26 protein-coding genes are annotated in these 25,949 nt (G+C 38.9%); 22 read left to right on the top strand and 4 right to left on the bottom strand.

What is annotated here, in order from left to right:
• Nucleotides 1-2 precede the first annotated feature (2 nt).
• From IGJ14_RS11505 to IGJ14_RS11470, 8 genes are all read left to right on the top strand, one after another.
• Nucleotides 3-1,274: an ABC transporter substrate-binding protein gene (locus tag IGJ14_RS11505; RefSeq protein ID WP_195273312.1), complete on the top strand. Its 1,272-nt coding sequence runs from the start codon at nucleotides 3-5 to the stop codon at nucleotides 1,272-1,274.
• Nucleotides 1,275-1,488: 214 nt separating this feature from the next.
• Nucleotides 1,489-2,385, top strand: a complete 897-nt coding sequence (locus IGJ14_RS11500; RefSeq protein ID WP_010736673.1) for a carbohydrate ABC transporter permease — start codon at nucleotides 1,489-1,491, stop codon at nucleotides 2,383-2,385.
• A gap of 14 nt (nucleotides 2,386-2,399) precedes the next feature.
• The gene (locus IGJ14_RS11495) at nucleotides 2,400-3,263 is read left to right on the top strand and encodes a carbohydrate ABC transporter permease (protein WP_010736672.1); all 864 of its coding nucleotides are present in this window, start codon (nucleotides 2,400-2,402) and stop codon (nucleotides 3,261-3,263) included.
• 4 nt (nucleotides 3,264-3,267) lie between these two features.
• A complete protein-coding gene (locus IGJ14_RS11490; protein WP_065095921.1) occupies nucleotides 3,268-3,843 on the top strand; it encodes a DUF624 domain-containing protein in 576 nt (191 codons plus the stop codon).
• Nucleotides 3,840-5,372, top strand: a complete 1,533-nt coding sequence (locus IGJ14_RS11485; RefSeq protein WP_195273311.1) for an alpha-N-arabinofuranosidase — start codon at nucleotides 3,840-3,842, stop codon at nucleotides 5,370-5,372. The genes IGJ14_RS11490 and IGJ14_RS11485 overlap by 4 nt, the downstream gene beginning before the upstream one ends.
• The gene (locus tag IGJ14_RS11480) at nucleotides 5,369-6,334 is read left to right on the top strand and encodes a glycoside hydrolase family 43 protein (RefSeq protein ID WP_019723600.1); all 966 of its coding nucleotides are present in this window, start codon (nucleotides 5,369-5,371) and stop codon (nucleotides 6,332-6,334) included. Before IGJ14_RS11485 ends, IGJ14_RS11480 begins: the two co-directional genes overlap by 4 nt.
• A 265-nt stretch (nucleotides 6,335-6,599) precedes the next feature.
• On the top strand, nucleotides 6,600-8,456 hold the full coding sequence (locus IGJ14_RS11475) for an LTA synthase family protein (protein WP_195273310.1): 1,857 nt from the start codon (nucleotides 6,600-6,602) through the stop codon (nucleotides 8,454-8,456).
• Nucleotides 8,457-8,551: 95 nt separating this feature from the next.
• Nucleotides 8,552-8,983 carry a hypothetical protein gene (locus tag IGJ14_RS11470; RefSeq protein WP_010736667.1) on the top strand — a complete coding sequence of 144 codons (432 nt, stop codon included), beginning with the start codon at nucleotides 8,552-8,554 and terminating at the stop codon, nucleotides 8,981-8,983.
• A 65-nt stretch (nucleotides 8,984-9,048) separates the two neighbouring features.
• Here IGJ14_RS11470 and IGJ14_RS11465 read toward each other — a convergent pair whose 3' ends face one another.
• Nucleotides 9,049-10,200 (bottom strand): AI-2E family transporter, encoded by a 1,152-nt coding sequence (locus IGJ14_RS11465; RefSeq protein ID WP_195273309.1) that lies wholly within the window; start codon nucleotides 10,198-10,200, stop codon nucleotides 9,049-9,051.
• The gene (locus IGJ14_RS11460) at nucleotides 10,200-10,562 is read right to left on the bottom strand and encodes a PTS glucitol/sorbitol transporter subunit IIA (RefSeq protein ID WP_104775795.1); all 363 of its coding nucleotides are present in this window, start codon (nucleotides 10,560-10,562) and stop codon (nucleotides 10,200-10,202) included. Before IGJ14_RS11460 ends, IGJ14_RS11465 begins: the two co-directional genes overlap by 1 nt.
• Nucleotides 10,563-10,698: 136 nt before the next feature.
• Here IGJ14_RS11460 and IGJ14_RS11455 point away from each other — a divergent pair, with 136 nt between their 5' ends.
• The 4 genes from IGJ14_RS11455 (at nucleotide 10,699) to IGJ14_RS11440 (ending at nucleotide 12,517) form a co-directional block, all read left to right on the top strand.
• Nucleotides 10,699-11,718, top strand: coding sequence for a lactonase family protein (locus tag IGJ14_RS11455; RefSeq protein ID WP_104775796.1), 1,020 nt, complete (start codon nucleotides 10,699-10,701; stop codon nucleotides 11,716-11,718).
• A gap of 11 nt (nucleotides 11,719-11,729) precedes the next feature.
• Nucleotides 11,730-11,891 carry a hypothetical protein gene (locus IGJ14_RS11450; RefSeq protein WP_019724465.1) on the top strand — a complete coding sequence of 54 codons (162 nt, stop codon included), beginning with the start codon at nucleotides 11,730-11,732 and terminating at the stop codon, nucleotides 11,889-11,891.
• Nucleotides 11,892-11,972: 81 nt separating this feature from the next.
• On the top strand, nucleotides 11,973-12,143 hold the full coding sequence (locus IGJ14_RS11445) for a hypothetical protein (RefSeq protein ID WP_181264974.1): 171 nt from the start codon (nucleotides 11,973-11,975) through the stop codon (nucleotides 12,141-12,143).
• An 80-nt stretch (nucleotides 12,144-12,223) separates the two neighbouring features.
• On the top strand, nucleotides 12,224-12,517 hold the full coding sequence (locus IGJ14_RS11440; protein ID WP_195273308.1) for a bacteriocin immunity protein: 294 nt from the start codon (nucleotides 12,224-12,226) through the stop codon (nucleotides 12,515-12,517).
• A 123-nt stretch (nucleotides 12,518-12,640) separates the two neighbouring features.
• On the opposite strand, the gene IGJ14_RS11435 is transcribed toward IGJ14_RS11440, so the two are convergent.
• A complete protein-coding gene (locus IGJ14_RS11435) occupies nucleotides 12,641-13,261 on the bottom strand; it encodes an NAD(P)H-dependent oxidoreductase (RefSeq protein ID WP_034686954.1) in 621 nt (206 codons plus the stop codon).
• 117 nt (nucleotides 13,262-13,378) lie between these two features.
• Complete coding sequence (locus IGJ14_RS11430) at nucleotides 13,379-13,687, bottom strand: rhodanese-like domain-containing protein (RefSeq protein WP_010736660.1); 309 nt, start codon at nucleotides 13,685-13,687, stop codon at nucleotides 13,379-13,381.
• Nucleotides 13,688-13,880: 193 nt separating this feature from the next.
• On the opposite strand from IGJ14_RS11430, the gene IGJ14_RS11425 reads away from it, so the two are divergent.
• The 10 genes from IGJ14_RS11425 to IGJ14_RS11380 all read left to right on the top strand — a co-directional run bounded on the left by IGJ14_RS11425 (nucleotide 13,881) and on the right by IGJ14_RS11380 (nucleotide 25,948).
• Entirely contained in the window at nucleotides 13,881-14,525 is a 645-nt protein-coding gene (locus tag IGJ14_RS11425) for a TetR/AcrR family transcriptional regulator (RefSeq protein ID WP_010736659.1), read from the top strand.
• A 15-nt stretch (nucleotides 14,526-14,540) separates the two neighbouring features.
• Entirely contained in the window at nucleotides 14,541-16,268 is a 1,728-nt protein-coding gene (locus tag IGJ14_RS11420) for an ABC transporter ATP-binding protein (RefSeq protein WP_019724005.1), read from the top strand.
• On the top strand, nucleotides 16,265-18,142 hold the full coding sequence (locus tag IGJ14_RS11415) for an ABC transporter ATP-binding protein (protein WP_010736657.1): 1,878 nt from the start codon (nucleotides 16,265-16,267) through the stop codon (nucleotides 18,140-18,142). The genes IGJ14_RS11420 and IGJ14_RS11415 overlap by 4 nt, the downstream gene beginning before the upstream one ends.
• Before the next feature lie 244 nt (nucleotides 18,143-18,386).
• Complete coding sequence (locus tag IGJ14_RS11410) at nucleotides 18,387-19,241, top strand: VOC family protein (RefSeq protein WP_019724004.1); 855 nt, start codon at nucleotides 18,387-18,389, stop codon at nucleotides 19,239-19,241.
• A 194-nt stretch (nucleotides 19,242-19,435) separates the two neighbouring features.
• Nucleotides 19,436-20,455, top strand: a complete 1,020-nt coding sequence (locus IGJ14_RS11405; protein ID WP_108145419.1) for a serine hydrolase domain-containing protein — start codon at nucleotides 19,436-19,438, stop codon at nucleotides 20,453-20,455.
• A 45-nt stretch (nucleotides 20,456-20,500) separates the two neighbouring features.
• Nucleotides 20,501-21,454, top strand: coding sequence for a mannose-6-phosphate isomerase, class I (manA, locus tag IGJ14_RS11400; protein WP_019723010.1), 954 nt, complete (start codon nucleotides 20,501-20,503; stop codon nucleotides 21,452-21,454).
• 410 nt (nucleotides 21,455-21,864) lie between these two features.
• On the top strand, nucleotides 21,865-22,773 hold the full coding sequence (gene rbsK / locus IGJ14_RS11395) for a ribokinase (protein WP_019723009.1): 909 nt from the start codon (nucleotides 21,865-21,867) through the stop codon (nucleotides 22,771-22,773).
• A gap of 22 nt (nucleotides 22,774-22,795) precedes the next feature.
• Nucleotides 22,796-23,191 carry a D-ribose pyranase gene (rbsD, locus tag IGJ14_RS11390; RefSeq protein WP_010736652.1) on the top strand — a complete coding sequence of 132 codons (396 nt, stop codon included), beginning with the start codon at nucleotides 22,796-22,798 and terminating at the stop codon, nucleotides 23,189-23,191.
• A 17-nt stretch (nucleotides 23,192-23,208) separates the two neighbouring features.
• On the top strand, nucleotides 23,209-24,096 hold the full coding sequence (gene rbsU, locus IGJ14_RS11385; protein WP_019723008.1) for a ribose/proton symporter RbsU: 888 nt from the start codon (nucleotides 23,209-23,211) through the stop codon (nucleotides 24,094-24,096).
• Nucleotides 24,097-24,340: 244 nt separating this feature from the next.
• Nucleotides 24,341-25,948 (top strand): PTS transporter subunit EIIC, encoded by a 1,608-nt coding sequence (locus tag IGJ14_RS11380; RefSeq protein WP_374952891.1) that lies wholly within the window; start codon nucleotides 24,341-24,343, stop codon nucleotides 25,946-25,948.
• Nucleotide 25,949: the final 1 nt, after the last annotated feature.

Below are 25,949 nucleotides of genomic sequence, written 5' to 3'. Positions count from 1 at the left end.
AGATGCGAGGAAAAAAATTGATTATTGGTTCATTGTTGTTAGCTGTGACTGGAATATTAGGTGCTTGTGGCGGTGGTGCTTCTTCTCAAAGTAAAAATGACGGAGAAGTCACACTCTCTTTTTGGAATGGGTTTACAGCTTCTGACGGGGAAATCTTACAAGAGATCGTCAATGATTTTAATAAGAATAATGACAAAAACATCACGATTGAGATGGATGTGATGACATGGGCTAATTTGAATGAAAAATTACCAACGGCTATTTCTTCAAGAAAAGCGCCAGATTTTGTTGCACTGAACTATGCTGATTTTGCTCAATATGTGGAGAATGGGGCTGTGCAGCCTGTAGATGATTTCTGGGACTACGACGGTGTGGATAAAGGAGATTTCAAAGATACTGCGGTAGATCTAGGAATGGTGGATGATCAGCAATATTTTATTCCGATGCAAGTACAAGGGATGTATATGTATTGGAACAAAGAATTATTCAAACAAGCTGGCTTGGATGAAACAACACCACCAACTACTTGGACAGAATTAACAGAGATGGCTCCGCAACTGACCGATAGTAGTAAAAATGTCTCAGGTTTTGTCTTCAATAAAGATGGTACTGCGCCACTTTATAACTGGATGAAGGCAAATGGAGGAAAACTTGTCAGCGATGATTATACAAAATCTGAGTTCGCTTCACCAGAAAATCTTGAAACACTAACAGCCATCCAAAAAATGATCCATGTCGATAAAGCAGGACCAGAATCGATTTCAGGAGCAGAGATGGATAACTTGATGAACGCTGGGCAATTATCGATCATCATCAACGGACCGTGGTTGAATAACGGCTTGAAAGCAAACGAAATCGATTATGGTGTAACGACATTACCGCAAGCAAGTACGGACGGTGAAAAAACAGCGATTTTAGATGGTGTTGGTTATGCCATCCCAGCAAGTACAGATAGTGATAAAAAAGAGGCAATCTATGAATTCCTAAAATACTGGAACACAAGTGAAATCGGTAAAAAATGGAGTATTGAAAATGGCTTCCCTGCCTACTTATCATCAGTTGCAGAAGATGAAGAAGTGAAGAATGATCCTATCGTATCGGAACTATCCAAACAAATGGAATATGCTGAACCTTATCTACCAGGATTCACGAAAATCGCAGCAATCAATAATGATATCATCAATCCATTGATCGAAAAATTGTTGGCTGGTGAAGATCCAGAGCAACTCATGAATGATGCAGATGATCAGATCAATGATCTATTGAAGGAATAATCGAGTAACAGTTCACAATGAAATCAAAACAATGAAAGAAATAGAAGGAATCTCGTAGAAGATAAGGCGAAAGTACTATAAATTGCAAAAACATATTTATTGCTTTCGCTTTCCTTTTTCGAGAAAAACTTCTTTCCTTTCTTGGGCTGATTTTTCATCGCTTGAACTGTTCATCAAGGAATCCATCGAATAAGAAAGAGGGGAAATAGACGAAATGAAAGCATTCACCAGATACTGGAACCGACCGGATCGAGCGGCTTATTTGTTTTTAGTGCCATCCTTTTTGATTCTACTGTTATTCACAGTGGTGCCACTGATTGGTACATTTGCGATCAGTTTTACTGATTTGAACATCTTTTTTACTTCAAGAGAGTTCGTAGGCATGGATAACTTTTTGCGGATCTTTGGGGATGAACGTGCGGTCAATTCACTTTTCCATACGTTGTATTTTACCTTACTTGAAACACCAACACAGATTATCGTTGGTTTATTAGCTGCGGTGATCTTGTCAAAGAATACTCGTTTCAATCGCTTTTGTCGCTCAACTTTTTATATCCCTGTTATTTGTTCCTTAACATCCATTGCAATCATCTTTTCAATGTTGCTTGACCCAAACGTTGGGGCTATCCCTTACCTTTTCTCACAAGTAGGTTTGCCGATTCCACAATTTTTCCGTGATCCAACATTAGCAATGCCAACAGTTGCGCTGATGACGGTTTGGAAAAATTTTGGTGTCACGATGACGATCCTGATCACTGCGATTCAAGGAATCTCCCCTTCGCTTTACGAATCAGCGCAAATGGATGGAGCAACCAATCGTCAACAATTCTTTAATATCACGTTACCGCAGATCGTCCCATCTCTTGGTTTTTGTATCTTGACCAACTTGATTGGTTCCATGCAAGTGTTTGACCAAGTATATGTGGCAACGAACGGCGGACCACAATTCAAAACGGAAACAGCTGTCCAATACATTTATAGTCGCGGCTTCACCGCTCCATATGAGTTAGGCTATGCTTCCGCATTATCTTCAGTACTGTTTGTCATTGTAGCTGTGCTGGCAATTTCGACCAATTTATATATGTCAAGAAAAGAAAAACAAATGAAATAGGGGGGAGTAATAATATGCTTTCGGAAAGTTATACAGCAGTTTCAACGAATCGTCGGAAAAAGTTTGATGGAAAGAAATGGTTGCGTGTCGTCGGAATGTTACTCGTATTATTGATTATCGCTTTTCCTTTTCTATGGTTGATCATTTCCTCATTCAAATATGAAAAAGACATTATTTCTTTTCCCCCGAGAATTTTTGCAGATGAATATACCTTTGAGAATTATATCAAGGTTTGGACGACTATTCCGTTGTTAGATTACATCAAAAACACAGTAATCTTTGCAGGTGGGACAGTGATCACTTCTGTTTTCTTTGATTCTCTTGCAGGATATGCTTTTGCTCGGATGCGCTTCAAAGGGAAATCGGTGTTGTTTTACTTTGTTTTGTTAACGATGATGATCCCTTTTCAAGTCTTCATGATCCCACTGTTCATCCAAGCAAACTTTTTAGGCATGTTAGATACGTATGCCGGATTGATCATTCCTCGAATGACTACTGCTTTTGGGATATTTATGATGCGGTCGTTTTTTGTGACTTTACCAGATTCATTGGAAGAAGCCGCACGTATTGACGGGTTAGGTGAATTCAAGATTTTCTTGAAGATCATGTTGCCTTTGAGCAAGCCAACACTTCTATCACTAGCAATCTTTACGTTGATGAACAGTTGGAATGATTTATTGTATCCACTGATTTTGACAACAAGTTCGAAAATGCGGACGTTACCTGCAGGATTAGCTTTATTCACTGGACAAAATATATCATTTTATGGACCGGTGATGGCAGGAACAGTTATTTCGATGTTGCCATTGTTGATCATTTATATTTTTGCTCAAAAATACTTTGTACAAGGAACTGCAATGTCTGGCATGAAAGAGTGAGAAGATGAAATTAGTCGAAACAAAATGGTATGGTCAATTGATCCAAATTTCCGATCATATCTTATTAGGGATTTTATGGGTCGTCGTTTCTTTGCCTTTAGTCACAGTAGTACCAGCCACAACAGGGGTCTTTACAGCGTTGAATAAATGGAAGAATGGTGAATCAGGGCATGTTTGCTATTCCTTTTTGCAGGGCTTTAAGCGTAAGTTTTTCCTTCAATTAGTGATGAGTGGTGTGACCATCATCAGTTATTTTGCGATGAATCTTATTTTGCAAGAATCTGCTATTTGGTTAGTGATTTGTGGGTATGTAACAATGTTGGTTTTTACGATGTTTTTACTTTCTTGGTGTAGTTCTCTTGCCCAAAATGACGCTCTTTCCGGAAAGGAACTTTTTCAAGAAAGTACGTTGTGGGTGTTGACCAACTTTTTGAAGAATCTTGTATGTTGTGGCATATTATTAGTTTTTCTTGTGCTTGTGTTTATGTTTCCGCCGATTATTTTTGTATTAGCAGGTGGGGTTTGGTGGTTGATCAATCATTTAGTGGGAAACATAAATAGGAAAGGAGTGTGGCAATGAAAAAAGTTGAATTAAAGGTACGTCAAGGATTTTCTAAAGGAGCTATCAGTCCACGACTCTTCGGTTCTTTTGTTGAACATATGGGAAGTGTCGTGTATAACGGAATATTTGAACCAGGACATCCGACCGCGGATAAGAATGGCTTTCGACAGGACGTGCTTTCTTATGTAAAAGAACTGTCTTTAGGGGTGATCCGTTATCCTGGAGGGAATTTCACTTCAGGATATGACTGGCAAGATACGATTGGTCCAGTCACCGAGCGTCCAAAAAAAATCGATCTTGCATGGCAAGGAATCGAACCAAATACATTTGGGCTACATGAATTTTTCAAATGGTTAGACATGGTAGAAGCTGAGCCAATCATGACGGTGAATCTAGGCACAAAAGGAATCGATGATGCGCGTAATCTAGTAGAGTATTGTAATTTTCCTCAAGGAACCTCTTGGAGTGAGTTACGCAAACAAAACGGACAAGAGCAACCTTTTAACGTGAAACTTTGGTGCTTAGGAAATGAGTTAGACGGTCCTTGGCAAATTGGCGCAAAAAGTGCCTATGATTATGGCAGGTTAGCCAGTGAATCTGCCAAAGCGATGAAATTAGTCGATGAATCGATCGAAACGATTTTAGTCGGTAGTTCGACGCCACGCTTAGCGTCTTATCCTGAATGGGACCGAATCGCCTTAGAAGAAGCATATGAAAACGTAGATTATATCGCTTTGCATAATTACATCGATAAATATGACGAAGAAGATTTGACTAAACCTCCAAAAAATGAGCGAGCAGATACCAAAACTTACTTAGCTAAAGCGGAACGGTTTGATCGACAAATCGAAGAGATCATTGCGACGTGTGACTATGTGAAAGGCTATCTATGCAGTGACAAGACGATGTACTTAGCTTTTGATGAATGGAATGTTCATAGCCAACCAGAACAAACCTATCAAAAATTCCAAGAGGGGTCACCAATCGATTGGTGCCAGTTCACCATGGAAGATACATTACTGTTCGGCACGTTAGGTCTTGCGATTTTACGGCATGCAGATCGTGTCAAAATTGCTTGCCAATCGCTCTTAGTCAATACCATCCCGCTTATCCTAACAGAGAAAAATGGGATCGCATGGGTAAATCCGACCTATTATGTGATGCAACATCTGGCAAAATATGCGAAAGGCACTGTATTAGATCAACAAACGTTTTGTCCCACTTATGACTGTGATACTGGAAAAGAAGTGCCGATCATTGATAGCGTAGTTGTCGAAAATGAGCAAGAAATCGTACTGTTTCTAGTGAATCGCACAGAAGAGAAAGTGTCCATTACGACAACGCATGATTTTGAGCTGGAGACTAAAGCAGTCCAACTAGTCGTAAAAAGTGATCATTTACTAGATAAAAATACGAAAGACGCTCCGAATACGATCCAGCCGATAGAACAAGTAATCGATGTAAATGAAAAGAACAAGATCCATATGGTGCTTGAAGCATATTCTTGGAATGTCATTAGACTAAAAAAATGTGAGGAACCTTTATGAAAAAAACAACTTATGCTAATCCAATCGTCCTTGAACGAGCCGATCCTTGGATCTACAAACATACGGACGGCTACTATTATTTTACGGGTTCTCTACCTGGTTATCAGTCCATCGAATTAAGACGTGCGAAAACGATCGATGGCTTGAAGCATGCAGAAAAGTTACTGGTTTGGCATGCACCTAAAACTGGACCCATGAGTCAGTTGATCTGGGCACCAGAAATCCATTATATCCAAGGAAAGTGGTATATCTATTTTGCAGCCAGTGATCATGCAGAGATTCGTGATCGGGATCATCACCATCGGATGTTCGTTCTTGAAAACACGTCCATTGACCCAATGAATACTGATTGGGAAGAAAAAGGGCAAATCATCACTGCTACAGACACGTTTAGTTTAGACGGCACGACTTTTACACATCAAGGAAAGTTGTATTATGTTTGGGCGCAATTAGACCCGCGTATTCCGGGAAACTCCAATCTCTATTTATCAGAAATGGCAAATCCTTGGACACTGACCGGAAAACAACTATTATTAGCCATCCCAGAATTTTCTTGGGAAAAGCAAGGATTTGCAGTCAATGAAGGACCAGCCGTACTGGTTCGTAACGGGAAAATATTCATCACTTACTCAGGGAGTGCCACGGATGAAAATTATGCGATGGGTTTGCTGTGGGCAGAAGAGTCAGCGGATCTACTTGACGGTTATTCTTGGCATAAAAATCCTGAACCTGTCTTTGTCTCTTCGGAGAAAAATAAGCAGTTTGGACCAGGACATAACTCCTTTACTCTCTCAGAAGATGGCAAAGAAGATGTCTTAGTTTACCATGCACGACCAGAAAAAAATGAAGGAATCGATCCTCTGAACAATCCCAATCGTCATGCCAACGCACAAGTATTTTCGTGGGACATAGAGGGATTCCCAGTTTTTGGTGAACCAGTTGCGTATTCGGCTGATATTTGAGCATCATTTCAATCAAAGTGACATAAAGCCCTTCAAGAAATAAGCGGTAATAGCCACAATTTGTTGTTCAAAATTGTGGCTATTACCGCTTATTCTTTGCGAGCTGGAGAGACTAAGACACAGTTTCATTCCTTTTGTTTTCTATTTATTTTTTTATAAAATTGGTCGTTCAGACTACTTGTTTTTTGAACTTTACTTTCATTTGTGAAGCGACTAGAATAAAATAGGCGTTAAAGTAGTTTAGAAAAAGTGAAGGAGCGCTCTCTTGAACAAACATTTAGATAAGCTTTCAACTAAACAACAAAAAATTCTACGAATCACTACTCTGGGGGTAGTAACAGTCTTAGTGATACTTATAAGTAATTTGTATTTACAATGGTGCCAGAATAATCTTTCAGTTGATTTAGCCTTGAAATTTGCTTTTTCATGGCACACAGAAAAATTTTTACTTGCTTGTTTCGTATTACTTACTGTCTTTTTATTTATGGTCGCTTTCGCGGGTTCTTACTTATTTGGTCTGCTTTTTTATCTCGTAAGTATCGGAATATTAGGTTTTGCGAATTACTTGAAAATGAGCTATCGTCAAGAACCAATCTATCCAGATGACTTAAAGATGATCACAGAGTTCAATTTACTCAAAGACATGACCGGAACACCGATTTTTATTGGGTTGATGCTACTAGCGATCCTTGCCTTTGGTGGAGTGGTCTGGGCAATTGTCCGTAGTTTCAAAAAAGATCGAACATTCCAAATCTATCGTATCTTGACTTTAGTCATGACCGTTGCAATGATGGGTTATTTCAGTAACTTCAATAATCCCAATAATTTGTTGCGTAAAGCTTATAATCAAACGGCTTTGTGGATTCCTTATAGTCAAAAAATGAATTATTATAATACAGGATTCATTGGTGGCTTTTTGTACAATCTAAAAGTTGAACCGATGGAACGGCCAGAAGGTTATTCAAAAGAAAAAATCAATGAAATCACTGAAAAATATCAAGCAATCGCAGACAAAAAAAATCAAACGGCAAGTGATGAGCAGCCAAATATCATTTATGTGATGAGTGAAAGCTTTTCTGATCCAAGTCATCTAAATGGTGTCACGGTGACCGGTGATCCCTTAGCTGACTATCGTGAAGTGGCAAATCAAACCTATAGTGGCCGAATGCTTTCGCAAAATTATGGTGGTGGAACAGCAAATATTGAGTTTGAAGCCTTAACGGGTCTATCCATGGCACTATTCAATGGTCAAATGACCACACCATATACGATGCTCGTTCCAAAGCTGGATCAATTACCATCGCTTGTTTCCACACTTAATGCACAAAACTATCGAACAACGGCGATCCATCCTTATAATACATCGATGTATAAACGCGAAGATGTCTATCAGACGCTAGGGTTTGATTCGTTTATCAGCGAGGGAAATATGACTTACACCGATACCATTGATAATAATCCATATATTTCAGATGAGTCTGCCTATAAAGAAATTTTAGACTTATTAAAAGATGAGGAAACGCCTCAGTTTGTCCATCTAGTCACGATGCAGACCCATATGCCTTATGCAGGGAAGTATTCGCAATTGGATTTTTCTGCTACAACAGAAGATGATACTGGAACAGACACACTCAACAATTATTTGCAAGATATTGCCTATAGTAGTCAAGCATTGAAAGCATTCACTGAAGCGCTGAAAGATACGCCAAGAAGAACGCTAGTCGTTTTTTGGGGGGATCATTTACCGGGGATCTATTCGGACGAGATCAAAAATAAAAATGAGAAACAAGCCTTACATCAGACAGAGTTTCTCATGTTCGATACAGCAGGTGAGTTAGAGAAACGTGAAACCAATGATGCTGTCACTAGCCCTTTTTATTTTGCAGCGAATCTTTTAGAACAAACGAATCAAAAGACCACTGGTTTTTATCAATTACTGCTTGAAATGGAGTCGGCTATTCCCGCGTTCGAACGAGAACTATATTTTCAAAATGGCCAATGGGGAAAAGAAGCTCAGTTGAATCAGGCGCAAGAGGAAGTATACGAGGCGTATCGCTTGATCCAATATGATCTAGTTTCAGGAGAACAATATAGTTTGGATGCAGGATTTTATGAAAAATAAACGATAAAAATAACATTTTATTGATGTAATGACTTGTTTTCTACTAGAATAAACAGGTAAAATAGAGAAAGAAAAAGAAGAAAGTAGGAAAACCTATGTTACCGAATCTCGGTTATTACGTGCAGACAGTCGATAAAATCGTGAAAGAAACAGAAGCAATCGGCGAAACGATGCACCCAAAATATGAAAAAATCAGAGAAGCAATCGATCAAAAGAAAACAGCTGAACTAACGCAAGCCGAGCTTGTTGAGACGGTTGAGTTATTTGACCAAGGTACTGAAAAATATCGCAATATGCTAAAGAAAATCAGTACGTTGCGTCCACCAGCCAAAGTAATGGGTATCCATAAGAACTTTGAAAAAGCCTACAAAAATTATGTAGCTGGTTGTGAAGAAATGACTCAAAGCATCCAACCAGAAAAAGGCATCAACGCTGAACAATTTGATGCGTCAGAAGCAAAACAAGACCAAGCGACAGATGATATTTCCGCAGCGATCCAAAAAATGACTAACTTATTGATGAAATAATCAAAAAGCCGAGACGACTGAAAATAGGGTTCCTATTCTCAATCATCTCGGCTTTTCATTTATTCTTATTGCTTTTCTTCATAAAGGGAAGAAATCGTAGTGTACCATTCAAAAATGTGAGAAATCAATACTTTCGCTGCGGCATAGACAGGTATCCCTAAAATCACACCGACCACACCAAATAATTTTCCGGATGTTAATAGGACAAGTAAAATCGTCACTGGATGAATCGACAACTGATTGCCAAGTACAAGTGGCGAGATCAAACGGCCTTCGATGGTTTGCTCTAAGGCGAAAACGATCAATACTTTGACCAACATGATTGGTCCTGCAACGATGGCTAAAAATACCGCAGGGATCATCGCTAAAAATGAACCTAAGTAAGGGATCAAGTTCAAGAAACCGGCAATGATTCCTAAAGTGACAGCATAATCTAACCCGATGATTGCAAATCCGATCATGAACATCACCGCAACTGCGAAAGCCACAGTCAGCTGTCCACGAATATAAGAAGAGACTTGACTGTTCATCTCACCTAAGACTTTTAACGTAGGCACTCTCATACGAGTGGGTAAGAACTTGACCAAATAAGGTGCTAATTGTTTTCCATCTTTCAACAGATAAAATAAAATAAACGGCATCGTCAATACGGCAACAACGATCGTAGCTACAGCGCCAACAAAACTCCCTAAGCTTTGAACGGTGCTTTTTGATAGATTCTGTAAAATATCGCCAGCAGAATTCATAAACTGATCGCCTGTATTTTCCAGTTGCTCTCTAAATTGACTGAATAGTGGATCACGAAAAATCTCGGTTAATTTGTCATCGATAGTCTCGACGTATTGTGGAAAATTGCTGACAAAGCTGACAGTCTGTTCCTGGATTTTCGGGATGATCACCACACTTCCCCAGACGATCAAAGCGACTACTAGTATAAATAAACCGATGATGCTGTAAAGCCTTGGGACTTTTCTCTTTTCAAGATAGTCTACAACAGGATTCATCAGGTAATACAGAATACCTGATAGAATGATCGGTAAACCAACGATTGCTAGAAACTGCCAAATCGGTTCAAAAAGATAAGAAACTTTCGTAAATAGGAAAACGATCAGTAAGACCAAAAGAACGACTAATAAAGCCGTCACTACTTGATTATTCAAAAACCAACGCCAAAACCATGAAACAGGTTTGATTTTTCTCTTTTTATCCTCTTCCATTAGTTCACCTGCTTATAGTTGATGGTCATGCCGACAGTGATTTCTGGTAGTTGATAGGGGGACAAATAGATTCCATTGACGATTTTGTCACCTGCTGGCGGTTCTTCAAAAACCAGAGTCACATGACCAACCGTAGTCAAGTTTTCATTGGCCAACGGACCAACATGTTCGATGGTATATTCTTGCTGATCAAAAGAAATTTGATCACCTTGTTCAAGTGAAAAATTCTCTTTTGTACTAAATTCTTGAATGATCGTATAGTCACGCAACGCGGATGTTGCCGACTGATCGAATAAAATCAGCATAGGTTCCTCTGAATTGATGGCTGACCTACCAATTTCTGTTATCGTTGCTTGAGTCATCTCATTTCTCTCCTTTACTCCTAAAAAATCAATGATTCTATGGTTACAAAAACAGTATAACATATTCTCTTTGATTAACGACATGAATGGATGTATGATAGAATAAATTAGAATTCTTAATTTGAGGAGGATCAAAATGATAAAAAAAATCATTCTAGGAACATATACAAGACGAAAAAGTGAAGGGATTTATCAAATCGAATTAGATACAGACAAAGGCACTTTAGAGAATCTAACATTAGTTGCTAAAGAAAATAGCCCAACGTATGTGGCAAAAAGTCAGGCAGGCAATCTGTATTCAGTAACTAGTGTTGATGGCTTAGGTGGGGTAGCTGCATATGATGATTCTTACAATTTTTTGAATGCGGTAACAGAAGCAGGTGCACCTTTGTGTTACGTAACAGTTGATGAGAAACGCCAACTGGTTTATGGCGCAAATTATCATAAAGGGGAAGTCAATGTTTACCGTATCACTGAAGACGGTAGTTTAGAGGCGACAGACGCAGTCTTTCATCAAGAACCGACTGGTCCACACAAAAACCAAGATCATGCCCATGTCCATTACACAGACTTAACACCTGATCAACGATTGGCAGTCTGTGATTTAGGAACTGATCGTGTGTACACATATGATGTGGATGCCCATGGTAAATTAGCTGTAAAAGCTGTATTAGAAGTAGAGCCAGGAACCGGCCCACGTCATTTAGTTTTTCATCCTAATAATCAATTCGCTTATTTGTTTGGTGAGTTAGATAGTACAGTTCGTGTTCTTTCCTATGATGAAACAACAGGCGAATTCAAAGAAGTACAAAAAATCAGTACATTGCCTGAAGGATTCACCGAGGAAAATGGTGGTGCTGCCATCCGTATTTCAAACGATGGACGTTTTGTCTACGCATCAAATCGTGGACATAATTCGATTGCTGTATTCGCTGTGAATGAAGAAGGTTCACATTTAGAACACGTACAGACGATCTCAACTGAAGGAGATTTCCCAAGAGATTTCGCCTTAGATCCAGAAAATGATTACGTGGTATGTGCCAACCAGAATACGGATAATCTTACCTTGTACAAACGTGATGCTACAACTGGAGAATTGACATTGATCCAAAAAGACATCTATGCACCTGAGTGTGTCTGTGTTTACTTTGATTAAGGAGTAGTGACATGAATAAAGAAGAAGTATTAGACCGTTTACGTGAAGAATTAGAGATTCCGTTTTTTCAAGGAAAAATCGAAGACAAAGAGTATAGTGAAGAAGAATACCAAAAGATCAAAAATGATTTGATCCAGTATTTTGATGACTATGTTCGTAATGTTGAGAATTAAAGAGGCAAATATAGTTTAAAAGAAAGTGTTTTTTTCTTATCTTGAACCAACCTGACCGTATATTATAAAACTGGAGGGCATATGAAAGAGTGGAAAATGATTTTTTGCGCTTTTCTTTTAACGCTGCTCTTAAACTTTGGGCTAGCTTATCTGTTTGATAGACCATTCAAATGGTGGATTACTTTAGGTATGTTCATAGGTTTCTCCATTGCCTATTTACTTGGTTCAAGAAGGAATAGCAAAAAGAATTAGTTCTGTTAGAAACACTTTATTTTAAGTATCAAAAATTACGATATTCTTCCTTGAAAAAGTTAGATAAGGAGCATAAGTAAATGAGTAATCTAAGCTGGTTTTCTGGTGGAGACGATCGACGCAAAAAAGCAGAAGCGTTAATAAAGGAATTAATCGGTGACTTAGAGGTAGATTCGGAAAACCAATCGCTTAGAGTGGTACTAAAATCCAATCTAAGAAATCTACAAAATGAAGGAGCGTCAGTGCTATTGCTACTAAGCCGTATGAATGTAGAAATAGCGAATGCAATAAAAAAAGATGGCGTATCTTTAGATGAAGCTTATTCTAAAAAGCTACAGGAACTGATCTCTATATCAAATATTAGATACGGTTAATCGTTTTTTAGATCAATCAACTCTATCTAACCAATAAAAAAGGACTTCATGAACATTCGCAATGAATGTTCATGAAGTCTTTTTTTCTCCACAAGTTCAAGAGAAACAGTTAATCGATCGCGACTAGAAGTCTTTACCGAATGCAGTTGCTTTATCTAAGGCAGCTTGCATCAATTCTTCTGCACGATCAGGTGTATAGTCGATCCCCTCGATAAATAATTGGTCGACTTGTTCGATGCCGACAAAGTTCAAGATTGCTTTTACATATTGAGAAGCAAAATCTTGTCCATTGTAGATTCCGCCATTTGATTGGATGTGTAGTGCTTTTTTACCAGTAACTAAGCCAACAGGACCATTTTCAGTATACTTGAAAGTTTTACCAGCAACATTGACTGTATCAAACCAAGCTTTTAATTTTGTAGGAATGTTCAAATTCCATAAAGCATTGGCAATAACGATTTTATCTGCTGCTAGGAATTGCTCTGTCAATTCGTTGAAACGAGCAATTTTTTGTTGTTGGTTTTCAGATAGACTAGAGAAATCTGCACCTGCACGAAGCGCTTCCCATCCAGAAAGCAATTCTTCATCAATTTCTGGGATATCATCACGATAAAGGTCTAAAACAGTTACCTCGTCGTTTGGATGATTTTCTTTGTAGCTAGTTAAAAAACTAGTTAATGCGTTAACTGAACGTGATTCTTGTGCAGTTAGTGGATGTCCTTTGATTACTAATACTGATGCCATAATCTCTCTCCTTTAGTCGTAATTGTTAACTTTACTGCTAACAATACCAGTTTACTTGAAACAGAAAAGGCTATCAAGTATTTTTACTGATAAAAAGTAAGTTATTTTCCAGTACGATCAAAGAGGACTAGTTAATTCACGACTTTCAAATAACTTCATGTTGTCGATCACATAAGTTGCTTGCAATCCGTTTTCTATTAGGTAACTAGTGATTTCTTGTGCCGAATGGTTAGATGCTCCGACAATGTAGTACTGTTTTTTTGTATCGAGATTATTTAATTGGGCTGGCAAACTGGTAATAGGGATGGATATCGAATGACTTAGGTGTTTTTTTATATACTCATTCGTTTTTCGGACATCTAGAATTACAACATCCTTCTTTTGATAGACGAAATAGAGTTCGTGGACGGTTATTGATTTGATCATGGCGTTCATCCTTTTTATATAATGATCCTATTTTAGATGTATAGAATAGAAGAAACAAATCTTTTTACTCGATTTATTCTTTTTTTAATAATTATGAAAAAAAATGTAAATGACTTGCAAAACAATCAGATGGTGTTATAATGACAAGGTGTCATATGACAGTGTGTCATTTTTATGTGGGGAGGAATCAACGATGCCGACACAGACTTTTTTTCATCTACCTGAAGAAAAACAGCAAAGACTTTTAGAAGCTGCCAGGGTCGAATTTTCAAGAGTACCATTGAATGAAGCTTCGATTGCACAAATCGTGAAACTTGCGGGGATCTCTAGAGGTAGTTTTTATCAATATTTTGAAGATAAAGAAGATCTTTATTTTTATTATTTTGAAACCGTTCGTAGCGATAGTACAAAAAATATGATCCAACTAATCAAAGAATCGAATGGAGACTTATTTATCGGTTTTGAACTTTATTTTGGGAAAATGATTCGAGATATTCTAGAAGGTGAAAATGCCGCGTTTTATAAACATCTTTTTATGCATATGGATTACCGTGCCTCACGAAAAGTCGTGCCGCATCCACAAGGACATCGTCCATCACCACATAAAAATCATAAAAAAGCGTCCAAAGAGTTGATTGGTTTGATTGATCGTTCCAATCTTAGAGTAAAAGATGACCATGAAATGGAATTATTGTTTCAGTTAGTCATGAGTACACTATTTACAACGATTGCTCATGCCTATAAATCATTTTCAACCTCTGAGGAGTATTCTGTTGAACAAGCCATTGCAGAATTCAATCTAAAACTGTCATGGATAAAAGATGGCGCTTATAAATAGAAAGAAGGGGAACGAATGCTAAAAATTGTCAAACGAATTTCATTGACCTCAGCAATTGCTGCAACGGTCTTTATGATTATTCAAGTGTTAGCAGATCTGTATTTGCCAACGTTAACATCTAATATTATTGACAAAGGCGTAGCAAAAGGTGACGTCGACTATATTTGGCAGACGGGATTTGTCATGATCGGATTTTCTTTGATCAGTATTTTAGCCGCCATTGCCAATACGTTTTTTGCTACACGAGAATCTCAAAAGTTAGGAAAACAATTACGAACAGAAGTCTATCAAAAAGCCGAAAATTTGACGAAAGACAAATTCGACAAGTATGGAACAGCTTCATTGATCACTCGTACAACGAATGATGTGACGCAGATCCAATTGGTGATGCAAATGTTTTTACGGATGATGATCAATGCACCGATCACTCTTGTTGGGGCAAGTATCCTTGCTTATCAAAAGGACCATCAACTGACAAGAATTTTCTTAGTCGTGATTCCTGTCATGATCATTTTGATCGGTGGTATTATGTATTTTGCTGTTCCACTATTCAAGAGCATGCAAAAGAAAACAGACCGCTTAAACCTTGTTTTTCGTGAAGGATTAACCGGTGTACGTGTCATCAGAGCGTTTGACAAAACACGTTTTGAAGAAAATCGTTTTGATTTAGCGAATAAGGATTATACAAATACGGCAATCAAAGTCAACACGATTGTTGCATTGATGATGCCATTGATGACGTTGATCATGAGTGGGACGAACGTAGCGATCACATGGTTTGGTGGGCATTACATAGCGGATATGACATTAGAGGTCGGAAATCTGATTGCCTTCATGACTTATGCGATGCAAATTTTGATTAGTTTCATGATGCTATCAGCAATCTTTATCATGGTTCCTCGTGCCCAAGCTTCGGCTGATCGGATCAATGAAGTACTAGAAGAAGACGCGGGTATCGTTGATCCAGAACAACCAGAAACGGTTGCTTTAGCTGGAAAAGACGCAAGTTTGTCATTCAAACAGGTGAATTACCGTTACCACGGCGCAGAAAAACTAGCGTTGGAAGATATCAACTTTGAAGCGTCATCCGGCGATATCGTAGCTATCATTGGTGGTACAGGTTCAGGAAAAACGACTTTAGTGAATCTGATCCCACGTTTGTATGATATTGAATCGGGTGAGATCGCGATCAATGGAACGAGCATCACTGATATGACGCAATATAACTTGCGTGAATTGATGGGATTTGTTCCCCAAAAAGCTGTCCTTTTTTCTGGAACGATTCGTGAGAATATGCAATATGGGAAAGAAGACGCAACAGATGAGATGATTTGGAAAGCATTAGAGATCGCCCAAGCAAAAGACTTTGTTTCTGAAACGGAAGATGGGTTAGATAGTCATGTCGAACAAGGCGGCGGAAATTTCTCTGGTGGACAAAGACAGCGATTAGCCATTGCGCGTGCCTTAGTAAAAGAAGCCGACATCTATGTCTTTGATGATTCATTCTCAGCACTAGACTTTAAAACAGATGCGAAACTCCGTCAAGCACTAAAAGAAAATATGACAGAAAGTATCACCGTTTTAGTGGCGCAACGAGTAAGTACCGTCATGGATGCAGATACGATCTTAGTATTAGATGAAGGAAAACTTGTTGGAAAAGGAACGCATAAAGAATTACTAGCAACAAATGAAACATATAAGGAAATCGTCAACTCACAATTGAGAGAGGAGGATTTAGCATGAGTAAAGGAAACAATCGACCTCCTCAAGGACCAATGGGTGGGGGACCAGGACGTAACATTGGTGCTAAAGGAGAAAAACCAAAAAACTTTTGGGGCACTGTTCGCCGGTTATTCGGCTATATGTCTAAGCGTTTAGTAGCGATCATTGCTGTATTTGTCTTAGCGATTGCAGCTGTCGTCTTCCAAATCCAGACACCAAAAGTATTAGGGAAAGCAACCACAGAAATTTTTAACGGTGTGATGCTTGGCGCAAGACAAATGCAAGAAGGGCAACAAGTCACGAAATTCCCAATCGATTTTGACAAAATTGGTCAAATCATTGCGACAGTGATTGTCATGTACTTGATTTCTGCCGTGTTCAACTTCTTGCAACAGTTCATTATGACTCGCGTATCGCAACGTACGGTATATGAGTTAAGACATGATTTAGAGACAAAAATGAATCGTGTGCCGATCTCTTATTATGATACACATACGAATGGGGATATCATGTCTCGAGCAATCAATGATATGGATAATATCGCCAGCACGTTACAACAAAACTTGACTCAATTTGTCACAAGTGCGGTCACACTGATCGGGGTCATCGTTATGATGCTATCCATCAGCTGGCAACTGACATTAGTGGCGTTGTTGATGATTCCATTGAGCTTGATCATCGTGATGATCATTGCACCGAAATCACAAGTGTTCTTTGCGGATCAACAAAAGAGTTTAGGATTATTGAACAACCAAGTCGAAGAAACCTATGCTGGACATACGATCGTCCAAACGTTCAACCATACAGCAAAAGACCAAGCAGTTTTTGAGATTGAAAACCAAAATTTATATGCCTCTGGTTGGAAAGCACAGTTTATTTCTGCGATCATCATGCCATTGATGAATTTCGTCAAAAATCTAGGGTACGTCTTTGTGGCTGTGCTTGGTGGGATCAAAGTAGCCAATGGGAATATGGCATTAGGGGATGTACAAGCATTCTTGCAATATACGACACAATTTTCTCAACCGATCACACAATTGGCAAGCTTGATGAATACGATCCAATCAACAGTGGCTTCGGCTGAACGTGTCTTTGAAGTCCTAGATGAAGAAGAGATGACAAATGAAAAATCTGGTTTACCAGTCGAAGAAAATACACCGTACAAAGTTCGTTTTGAAAATGTGCAGTTTGGTTATACGCCAGATCACTTATTGATGAAAGATTTCAATTTGGATGTGAAGCCAGGTGAAATGGTCGCTATTGTTGGTCCGACTGGGGCTGGTAAAACGACTTTGATCAATCTATTGGAACGTTTTTATGATGTTTCAGGCGGAAGCATTCGGTATGACGGTGTCGATACGAGAGATGTTTCTCGTGATGTATTACGTGCGCAATTTTCAATGGTACTACAAGATACATGGTTATTTACTGGAACGATCTATGACAATATCAAGTATGGAAATGATGATGCAACGGATGAACAAGTGATCGAAGCTGCGAAAGCTGCCCATGTCGATGAATTTGTCCGCAAATTACCTGACGGGTATGATACGATCTTAAATGAAGATGCAAGCAATATCTCACAAGGTCAACGTCAATTGATTACGATTGCCCGAGCATTCTTAGCGAATCCAGATGTCTTGATCTTGGATGAAGCAACCTCAAGTGTCGATACTCGTACGGAGATTTTGATTCAAAAAGCGATGAACCGTTTATTGAAAAATCGTACAAGTTTTGTAGTTGCGCATCGATTATCAACGATTCGTGATGCGGATAATATTATCGTGATGAACCAAGGATCGATCGTTGAAACAGGAAACCATGATACACTCATGGAAAAAGATGGGTTCTATGCTGATCTGTATAATAGTCAGTTTACAGAAGAAGCTTCATAATAAGATAAAATAAGTTATAATAATCTTTATAGGATTATGGGAAAGCGGCGTTTAAAAAGATAAAAAAGTTTTATCAAAGATTCGCCGCTTTTCTTACATATAGAATGATTTTCCCTTCCCATTCTGATAATTAGCTAAAAAATAAGACAATCTGAGAATTAATTCAACAAAAAATAAGATATTGCTTGAAAGAAAAGAGAAGCATCGTTAAAATAAAGCTTAACGTAGAGGGGAGCAAGAAATTATGAAAGTTTTTGATTTGGGGTCTACTACTTATTTGAAAAGTATTGCGATACGTGTAAAAGACCGTGATAAAATGATCGAGTTTTATAGAGACACGATTGGTTTCGATTTAAAGAGAGAAGAAAATGAATTAGCGATTTTCGGTACAGTAGAAAATGACAGCGAGATGTTATTATTAGAGGAAAGTCCACGAGCAAATGATCACTTTGGGGAAATCAAAAAGCTCAATCGCTTTTCTTTGATCATTCCAACATTAGAAGAAATGGCAGATGTGCTGTATCGCATTCGCCAAACGAATCAAACGATCGAAGAAGCACTGGAAAGTGATGGCAGAATCGGTATTTTATTGAAAGATCCTGAAGGCAATATGTTAGAGATCTATCATGAAGAGACTCATACTTCACAAGAACAAGCGGCGGAACAATTAGACCAAGAAGCACTATTAAGACAATCAAATGAACGCTTTAAGAAATTATCTGCTGGTACTTATTTCCAAAAAGTCCACCTAAATGTACTAGATATGGAAAAGGAACGAGAATTTTTATCAGAGCTTTTAGGTCTGACTGTGCATAAAGAGGAAGAAAAAGAATTTATCTTGAATAAAGGTGATTTTCATGTAGGACTGACTCAAGCTGAGAGTCCAGTGATTGCCTTACCGACTGATGAAATCTTAGGATTAGACTTTTTGAAATTTGTTGTTGACCCAGAGAGTATGCAACGTCTGATTGCACATTTGAACACAGAAACGATCGATTTTTACATTGACAAAAAACAAAAAGTTTTGACTTTGTATGATGCAATTGGCATCGAATGGTGGTTCGTGGACGAAACAAAAGCAACTAATGTTATCCAATGAACAGTGGCTAGGATCAATCGATTGCTCGACCGTTGGAAAAAGCAGGAAAAATTCAGCTGATGCTGAAAGTTTCCTGCTTTTTTATGTCAGCCACTAAATACTGGGATAAATGAGAAAAACAATTGATTCTTATGGAAGAAAGAATTATGCTTGGGGAGCAAACAAGCATATCCATAGATGAATAAGGAGAAACTATGTACGCTAAAACGAAAGAATATATACTAAAAAAAATGAATGAGGGATATTATCCAGGGGTCGTCGCTGCTTTTATGAAAGGGGATCAGATTGAAAAAGTGATCGCAGGTGATGCGCAGATCATTCCGATAATCAGACCAATGACCGAAGATTTGCTCTTTGATGCAGCCTCCCTGACAAAAGTGATTGTAACGACAAGTCTGGTCTTGCGATTGATCGAAGACGGGAAAGTTGAGTTAGATGAACCTTTGCATACGTACTTGCCGACTTTTGAGAATCAAACGATCACGATTCGCCACTTATTGACACATACCTCAGACATCCAGACATTTATTCCTGATCGAGATCGTCTATCACAAACAGAATTGATTGAAGCTTATTTGAAACTTCAACCAGGCGATCAATTAGGAATCGAAGTTCGCTATACGGATGCAGGCACGATTCTTTTAGGATTGATGCTAGAGGAGATTTTCCAGGAAGAGGCGGTCGAGCTTTTTGAAGAGCAAGTACTAGCACCGTTAGGAATGATGAATAGCTTATTCTTACCACGTCCTTCAGAACGGATCGTTCCGACTGAACAACTTCCTTCTGGTGAGGTGATCCATGGCTTGACCCATGATCCAAAAGCACGAGTGTTAGCAGAACATGCAGGTAATGCTGGTCTATTTATTGATCTTGCGGATTGTGAGAAGTTTGTCCGGATGTATCTTCAATACGGAAAGTTAGATTCTGGTCATTTTTTGGAAGAGGCAACCATCCGTTCCTTATTGGCTGATCATACGCCAACTGGTAAAGGTGGTCGCTCACTCGGATGGGATTTAAAACAAGATAAAAAGGATGGCCATCCATTACTATTCCATACAGGCTATACAGGGACATTTCTATTGATCGACCCAATCGATCAAGAAGCGTTCATCTTTCTATCCAATCGCCTGCATCCAAACGATCATCGTGAAGAATATCTAAAATGTCGGGATGAAATCATTGAAATTTATTTACAAGAGAAAGCGTTACACTAAAAATAATGCTATAATAGCAATTGAAAATCGAGAGGAGTTTTACGTATGCAAGAACCATTATTTTTAAAACCTGTTTTTCAAGAAAAAATCTGGGGAGGCAGTCGCTTACGTACTGTTTTTGGCTTTGATATCCCAAATGATAAAATTGGGGAAGATTGGGCGATCAGTGCGCATCCTCATGGCGTGAGTGTCGTTGAAAATGGCCCATTCAAAGGCTGGAAACTAGATGATCTATGGAAAGAACATAAAGAATTATTCGGCCATCCAACAGAACCAGTTTTTCCGTTATTGATCAAAATCTTAGATGCAGAAGATGATCTATCTGTTCAAGTTCATCCAGATGATGCTTATGGTATGGCACATGAAGGAGAGCTAGGAAAAACAGAGTGCTGGTACATCATTGATGCCGAACCAGGTGCAGAGATCATCTATGGTCATCATGCAAAAACACGTGAAGAATTAGCCGAAATGATCCAAGATAGTCGCTGGGATGACTTATTGAAAAAAGTTCCTGTCAAAAAAGGTGATTTTTTCTACGTACCAAGTGGAACGATCCATGCAATTGGGAAAGGGATCATGATTTTAGAAACACAACAAAGTTCAGACACAACTTATCGTGTTTATGATTATGATCGCAAAGACGACCAAGGAAACACTCGGGAATTACACATCCAACAATCAGTCGACGTAACAACAGTCCCAGCAAAAGCTCCTGAATTACAGATCAAAGAGATCCGTCAAGGGAACTCTTCGATCGTCACCTACGTAGAAACAGAATTTTTCAACGTCTACGAGTGGGACATCAAAGGGATCACATCCTTTAAAAAACAAGCACCGTATACATTGATGACAGTTATTGATGGTGCGGGAGAATTGGTGATAGGTAACCAAGCCTACTCACTAGAAAAAGGAACAAGTGCGATCTTACCAAGCGATATCACGGAGTGGAAAGTTCAAGGAGAACTTTCGATCATCGCTTCTGAGCCAGGAAAAAAATAATAAGATAAAACTGTCGTTGCTAGGTTCAGCGATAACAATAAAGCGTACCAACCGAAAATGGACTTGCTATTTTTGGTTGGCGCTTTTTTTTTTGTCTGGGACATTAGTCCTCTTGTACCACCTAAAACCGAATAAACGGCGGGAACAGAAGTAACCTCATCGGAAATAAGGCGCCATCCACAAAAATTTGAAAAACAATTTTCGTGGATGGCGCCTTATTTCTCGAGGCTGAACACTTCTGTCCCGACCTCAGTGATATAAGAACAAAGAAGGTACCAATTACAGTTAGTTTTATCGATGAAAAGTTGCTTGTTGAAATCACTTACAAAATATGTTATATTCTTCTCGTAGAGTTAAAACGTTTTAATAGAACGTTAAAATGATTTTCTTGTTAAAGGAGAGGGAAAACGATGAATACTGTTACAGTTATCGGAAGCATCAATTTAGATCGAACCATCCGTGTGACTTATATGCCAAAACCTGGAGAAACGATCCATACGAAAGAAACTTTTTCAGCTGGTGGAGGAAAAGGAGCCAACCAAGCGGTTGCTGCTAGACGTTCGGAGGCAAAAACTTACTTTATTGGTGGAGTGGGTAAAGACGAAGCAGGAAAAACGATGACAGAATTACTTGAACAAGAAGAAATTGATTTATCTGGTGTAGCGACATTAGAAAATAAAGCGACTGGACAAGCGTATATCATTGTTGATGACCAAGGTGAAAATAGTATCATGATCCATGCTGGTGCAAACAATGCGTTTACCGTAGCACAAGTACAAGAAAATAAAACAATCATCCAAAAAAGTGATTTTATTATTGCTCAGTTTGAAAGCGCTATAGAACCGACGATCGAAGCATTCAAAATCGCTCGAGAAGCTGGCGTGAAAACGATCTTGAATCCGGCACCGGCGCTAGAAAATGTTCCTGACGAGTTATTAGCAGTAACGGATATGATCATTCCAAATGAAACAGAAACGGAGATCTTAACAGGCATTACTATTACCGATGAAAAAAGTCTAAAAGAGGCGGCACAAGTCTTTCATGGATTAGGTATTGAAGCGGTGATCATCACGATCGGAAGTAAAGGTGCTTATTATGATATTGCTGACGGCGCTAGTGGGATCGTACCAGCTTTTAAAGTGCATGCAGTGGATACAACGGCTGCTGGCGATACCTTTATTGGTGCGATGAGCAGTGTATTAGCCAAAGACTTCAGCAACCTAGAAGAAGCGATCCGTTATGGCAATAAAGCCTCTTCTGTGACTGTTCAACGTTTTGGTGCTCAACCGTCTATTCCGTATAAACATGAATTAATCTGATTGAGGAAAGGATGAACAAATAATGAAAAAAACGAAAGTAATCAATTCTGATATCTCACGAGTGATAGCACAAATGGGACATTTTGATAAATTGAGTATTGGAGATGCAGGAATGCCTGTACCTATGACCACTGAAAAAATCGATTTAGCAGTCACGCAAGGGGTTCCTAGCTTTATGGAAGTTTTACGCAATGTGTTGTCAGAATTAGAGGTGCAACGTATTTATCTAGCAGAGGAAATCAAAAAAGAGAATCCTGACATTCTTTTAGAAATCCAAAAAGAAATGCCGGAGACACCGATCACGTTTATTCCGCATAGTGAAATGAAAACTGAGTTAAACAATTGTCACGCATTTATTCGTACAGGTGAGATGACTCCTTATGCGAATATCTTGTTAGAAAGTGGCGTCGTATTCTAAAAAAGGAGATGTAATAAATGAATGCAACAGCATTATTGATCGGATTAGGACCATTACTAGGTTGGGGACTTTATCCAACGATTGCTTCGAAGATCGGTGGACGTCCTGTGAACCAGATTTTAGGATCAACAATAGGAACTTTGATATTCGCACTTATTTTTGCCCTGATCAATGGCATAGCACTGCCATCTGGAATGGATCTTGTCTTTTCTATTCTTTCCGGTGTGGGCTGGGCGACTGCTCAAATCATTACTTTTCAATCTTTCACACTGATTGGCTCGTCACGTGCAATGCCTATCACCACAGCTTTTCAATTACTTGGGGCTTCATTATGGGGCGTTTTTGCGCTAGGTAACTGGCCAGGAACGACAGCGAAGGTTCTTGGTGGATTAGCATTGATCTTGATTATTTTAGGCGCATGGATGACTGTTTGGACTGAGAAAAAAACCAAAGAAAATAGCAGTCTACTGAAAAAAGCGGTTTTATTATTAGCAGTCGGAGAAATTGGGTATTGGGCATATTCCGCAGCACCTCAAGCAACAACCATCGACGGAATGCACGCTTTCTTGCCACAAGCAATGGGGATGGTCTTAGTGGCGATCATCTACACCGCTGTATTAAGTATGAAAGGGCATGAAAAATCAGCATTTACGGAAGTTGTTTCTTATAAACAAATTTTTTCTGGCTTCTTTTTTGCCTTTGCTGCATTGACCTATTTGATTTCTGCACAACCAAATATGAATGGTTTGGCAACGGGCTTCATCTTATCGCAAACTTCTGTTGTTCTAGCAACCTTGACTGGTATCTGGTTCTTAGGACAAAAGAAAACGAAAAAAGAAATGACGGTCACGATCATTGGCTTGGTCCTTATCTTAGCTGCCGCAACGATGACTGTTTTGATATAAGATATTTTGTTAGAAGCGTTATTTTAAAAAATTGGGAAGTAACTGCGGTTACTTGCCCAATTTTTTTTGTGGAAAATAGATAACGGAAACTGTTAGAATAGAGCTATCTGAAAAAAAGCATAAGCGCAGTCTGCTGAAGTAGAAAGGGCAGGTGATCAACGTGGGGGAGAATTTGAATGCGCTTCCTGCTGATGCAGTGGCGAAATTAACCTGGTTTCGTCAATTACTACATTATTTCAAACAAATGATCATGCCAAATCTAAGTATTTTTATTGCTTGGGGTTTGTTATCGATTGTATCAAATATCGTATCAGGTGATTTGCATCAAACGCTTGCACATGTCAGTGATTGGCTGATTTATCTGTTATTGCCTATTTTGATCAGTTACTCTGGAGCAAAGATTTTTGATCAAAAAGCAGCTGTAGCAGGTGGGATTGCTGTCATCGGTATGATAGTAGTTTCTGATCTTCCACAACTATTCGGAGCGATGATCATCGGTTTGATCACGGGAGGTATTTTTCACTGGGTGGATCGTTGGTTGACGCCGAAAATCAAACCTGGCTATGAGATGTTGCTGAATAACTTGATGATCGGTCTAATCGGTGGGGTTGTCTGTCTATTAGGCATACTGGTCATACAGCCACTTGTTGAAGGTAGTTTGTCTTATGTTGGACGCTTTGTTTATTGGCTCATCGAGCAACATCTGTTACCAGTGGTCAGTTTAGTGTTGGAACCGTTAAAGGTCTTATTTTTGAATAATGTCATCAATCACGGCATCTTGACAGCTTTAGGAATGGAGATGGCACAACATGCGGGGCATTCGATCTTATTTTTGATGGAAGCCAATCCTGGGCCAGGAATAGGGATTTTAAGTGCGTTCTTGTTTGCTGCCGATCGAGAAAAAAGTGTCAAAGCAGGTGGAGCATTGATGATCCAAGCTGTCGGAGGAATCCATGAGATTTATTTTCCTTTTGTCTTGATGCAGCCCGCTCTTTTTTTTGCAGTTATGATTGGAGGAGCAACAGGAACGTTTGTGTTCCAACTGTTTGCTAGTGGGTTGAATGCTCCGGTTTCCCCAGGTTCATTGGTGATTATTTTAGGGAATACACCACCTTCACAATTAGTAGGTGTCATTTTAGGCATTCTTCTCAGTGCGCTTACTACGTTTATTTGTGCCATTTTGTTAATGAAAAAGACAAAACCTGTAACATCGATCATCCCGGAAAGGAGCCAACCGATGAATCAAGAAATAGTCAACCAAATCATCTTTGCATGCGATGCTGGGATGGGTTCTAGTGCAATGGGTGCAGCCATTTTGAAGAAAAAGTTGAACGCACAAGGGATAACAATACCTGTCAGCTATACATCGATTTACGATCTGCCGAATCACAAGAAACAATTGGTGATCGTGCAAAGCGCCTTTCAATCTTTGGCGCAAGAAAAAGCCAAAGAGAGTCAGATCATCGCTGTTGAACATTTTTTAGAAGTTGAGTCGTATCTGCCATTGATCAAGCAGCAACTTCATGAAAGAAAAATTGAACCCCAAATCAAAAAGCAACAAGAAGTTGAACAACCTAGAACCAGAGTTGTGTTTTTATACCAAGGAAATCGACGAGGCTCACAAACGATGGGAATGACGATTTTAATGAATCTAGCCAAGGAATATCAGGTCGATCTATCTGTAGAAAAAGCAGCCGTCGAAGACCTAGTACCCGAAAAAGAAGTGGTATATCTTGCGAATGAAAGTATGGCAAAGGCGTATCAACTGGAACAACAAGTGGAGCATTTGTTGATCATTGATCATTTTGTCAGTACCAAAGCCTATCTATCATTAATAAAGGAAGTGGACTAAG

This window comes from Enterococcus sp. DIV1304_2 (assembly GCF_050555445.1).
GTDB classification, from domain to species: domain Bacteria; phylum Bacillota; class Bacilli; order Lactobacillales; family Enterococcaceae; genus Enterococcus_B; species Enterococcus_B pernyi.
The sequence above is the reverse complement of the archived record's forward strand: the minus strand, read 5'-3'. Positions and strand labels throughout refer to the sequence as shown.

Excerpts from the sequence above, each read along its gene's own strand:
- IGJ14_RS11505 (WP_195273312.1), top strand. The coding sequence starts at position 3 with ATGCGAGGAAAAAAATTGATTATTGGTTCATTGTTGTTAGCTGTGACT.
- IGJ14_RS11500 (WP_010736673.1), top strand. The coding sequence starts at position 1,489 with ATGAAAGCATTCACCAGATACTGGAACCGACCGGATCGAGCGGCTTAT.
- IGJ14_RS11495 (WP_010736672.1), top strand. The coding sequence starts at position 2,400 with ATGCTTTCGGAAAGTTATACAGCAGTTTCAACGAATCGTCGGAAAAAG.
- IGJ14_RS11490 (WP_065095921.1), top strand. The coding sequence starts at position 3,268 with ATGAAATTAGTCGAAACAAAATGGTATGGTCAATTGATCCAAATTTCC.
- IGJ14_RS11485 (WP_195273311.1), top strand. The coding sequence starts at position 3,840 with ATGAAAAAAGTTGAATTAAAGGTACGTCAAGGATTTTCTAAAGGAGCT.
- IGJ14_RS11480 (WP_019723600.1), top strand. The coding sequence starts at position 5,369 with ATGAAAAAAACAACTTATGCTAATCCAATCGTCCTTGAACGAGCCGAT.
- IGJ14_RS11470 (WP_010736667.1), top strand. The coding sequence starts at position 8,552 with ATGTTACCGAATCTCGGTTATTACGTGCAGACAGTCGATAAAATCGTG.
- IGJ14_RS11465 (WP_195273309.1), bottom strand. The coding sequence starts at position 10,200 with ATGGAAGAGGATAAAAAGAGAAAAATCAAACCTGTTTCATGGTTTTGG.
- IGJ14_RS11460 (WP_104775795.1), bottom strand. The coding sequence starts at position 10,562 with ATGACTCAAGCAACGATAACAGAAATTGGTAGGTCAGCCATCAATTCA.
- IGJ14_RS11455 (WP_104775796.1), top strand. The coding sequence starts at position 10,699 with ATGATAAAAAAAATCATTCTAGGAACATATACAAGACGAAAAAGTGAA.
- IGJ14_RS11450 (WP_019724465.1), top strand. The coding sequence starts at position 11,730 with ATGAATAAAGAAGAAGTATTAGACCGTTTACGTGAAGAATTAGAGATT.
- IGJ14_RS11445 (WP_181264974.1), top strand. The coding sequence starts at position 11,973 with ATGAAAGAGTGGAAAATGATTTTTTGCGCTTTTCTTTTAACGCTGCTC.
- IGJ14_RS11440 (WP_195273308.1), top strand. The coding sequence starts at position 12,224 with ATGAGTAATCTAAGCTGGTTTTCTGGTGGAGACGATCGACGCAAAAAA.
- IGJ14_RS11435 (WP_034686954.1), bottom strand. The coding sequence starts at position 13,261 with ATGGCATCAGTATTAGTAATCAAAGGACATCCACTAACTGCACAAGAA.
- IGJ14_RS11430 (WP_010736660.1), bottom strand. The coding sequence starts at position 13,687 with ATGATCAAATCAATAACCGTCCACGAACTCTATTTCGTCTATCAAAAG.
- IGJ14_RS11425 (WP_010736659.1), top strand. The coding sequence starts at position 13,881 with ATGCCGACACAGACTTTTTTTCATCTACCTGAAGAAAAACAGCAAAGA.
- IGJ14_RS11420 (WP_019724005.1), top strand. The coding sequence starts at position 14,541 with ATGCTAAAAATTGTCAAACGAATTTCATTGACCTCAGCAATTGCTGCA.
- IGJ14_RS11415 (WP_010736657.1), top strand. The coding sequence starts at position 16,265 with ATGAGTAAAGGAAACAATCGACCTCCTCAAGGACCAATGGGTGGGGGA.
- IGJ14_RS11410 (WP_019724004.1), top strand. The coding sequence starts at position 18,387 with ATGAAAGTTTTTGATTTGGGGTCTACTACTTATTTGAAAAGTATTGCG.
- IGJ14_RS11405 (WP_108145419.1), top strand. The coding sequence starts at position 19,436 with ATGTACGCTAAAACGAAAGAATATATACTAAAAAAAATGAATGAGGGA.
- manA (WP_019723010.1), top strand. The coding sequence starts at position 20,501 with ATGCAAGAACCATTATTTTTAAAACCTGTTTTTCAAGAAAAAATCTGG.
- rbsK (WP_019723009.1), top strand. The coding sequence starts at position 21,865 with ATGAATACTGTTACAGTTATCGGAAGCATCAATTTAGATCGAACCATC.
- rbsD (WP_010736652.1), top strand. The coding sequence starts at position 22,796 with ATGAAAAAAACGAAAGTAATCAATTCTGATATCTCACGAGTGATAGCA.
- rbsU (WP_019723008.1), top strand. The coding sequence starts at position 23,209 with ATGAATGCAACAGCATTATTGATCGGATTAGGACCATTACTAGGTTGG.
- IGJ14_RS11380 (WP_374952891.1), top strand. The coding sequence starts at position 24,341 with ATGATCATGCCAAATCTAAGTATTTTTATTGCTTGGGGTTTGTTATCG.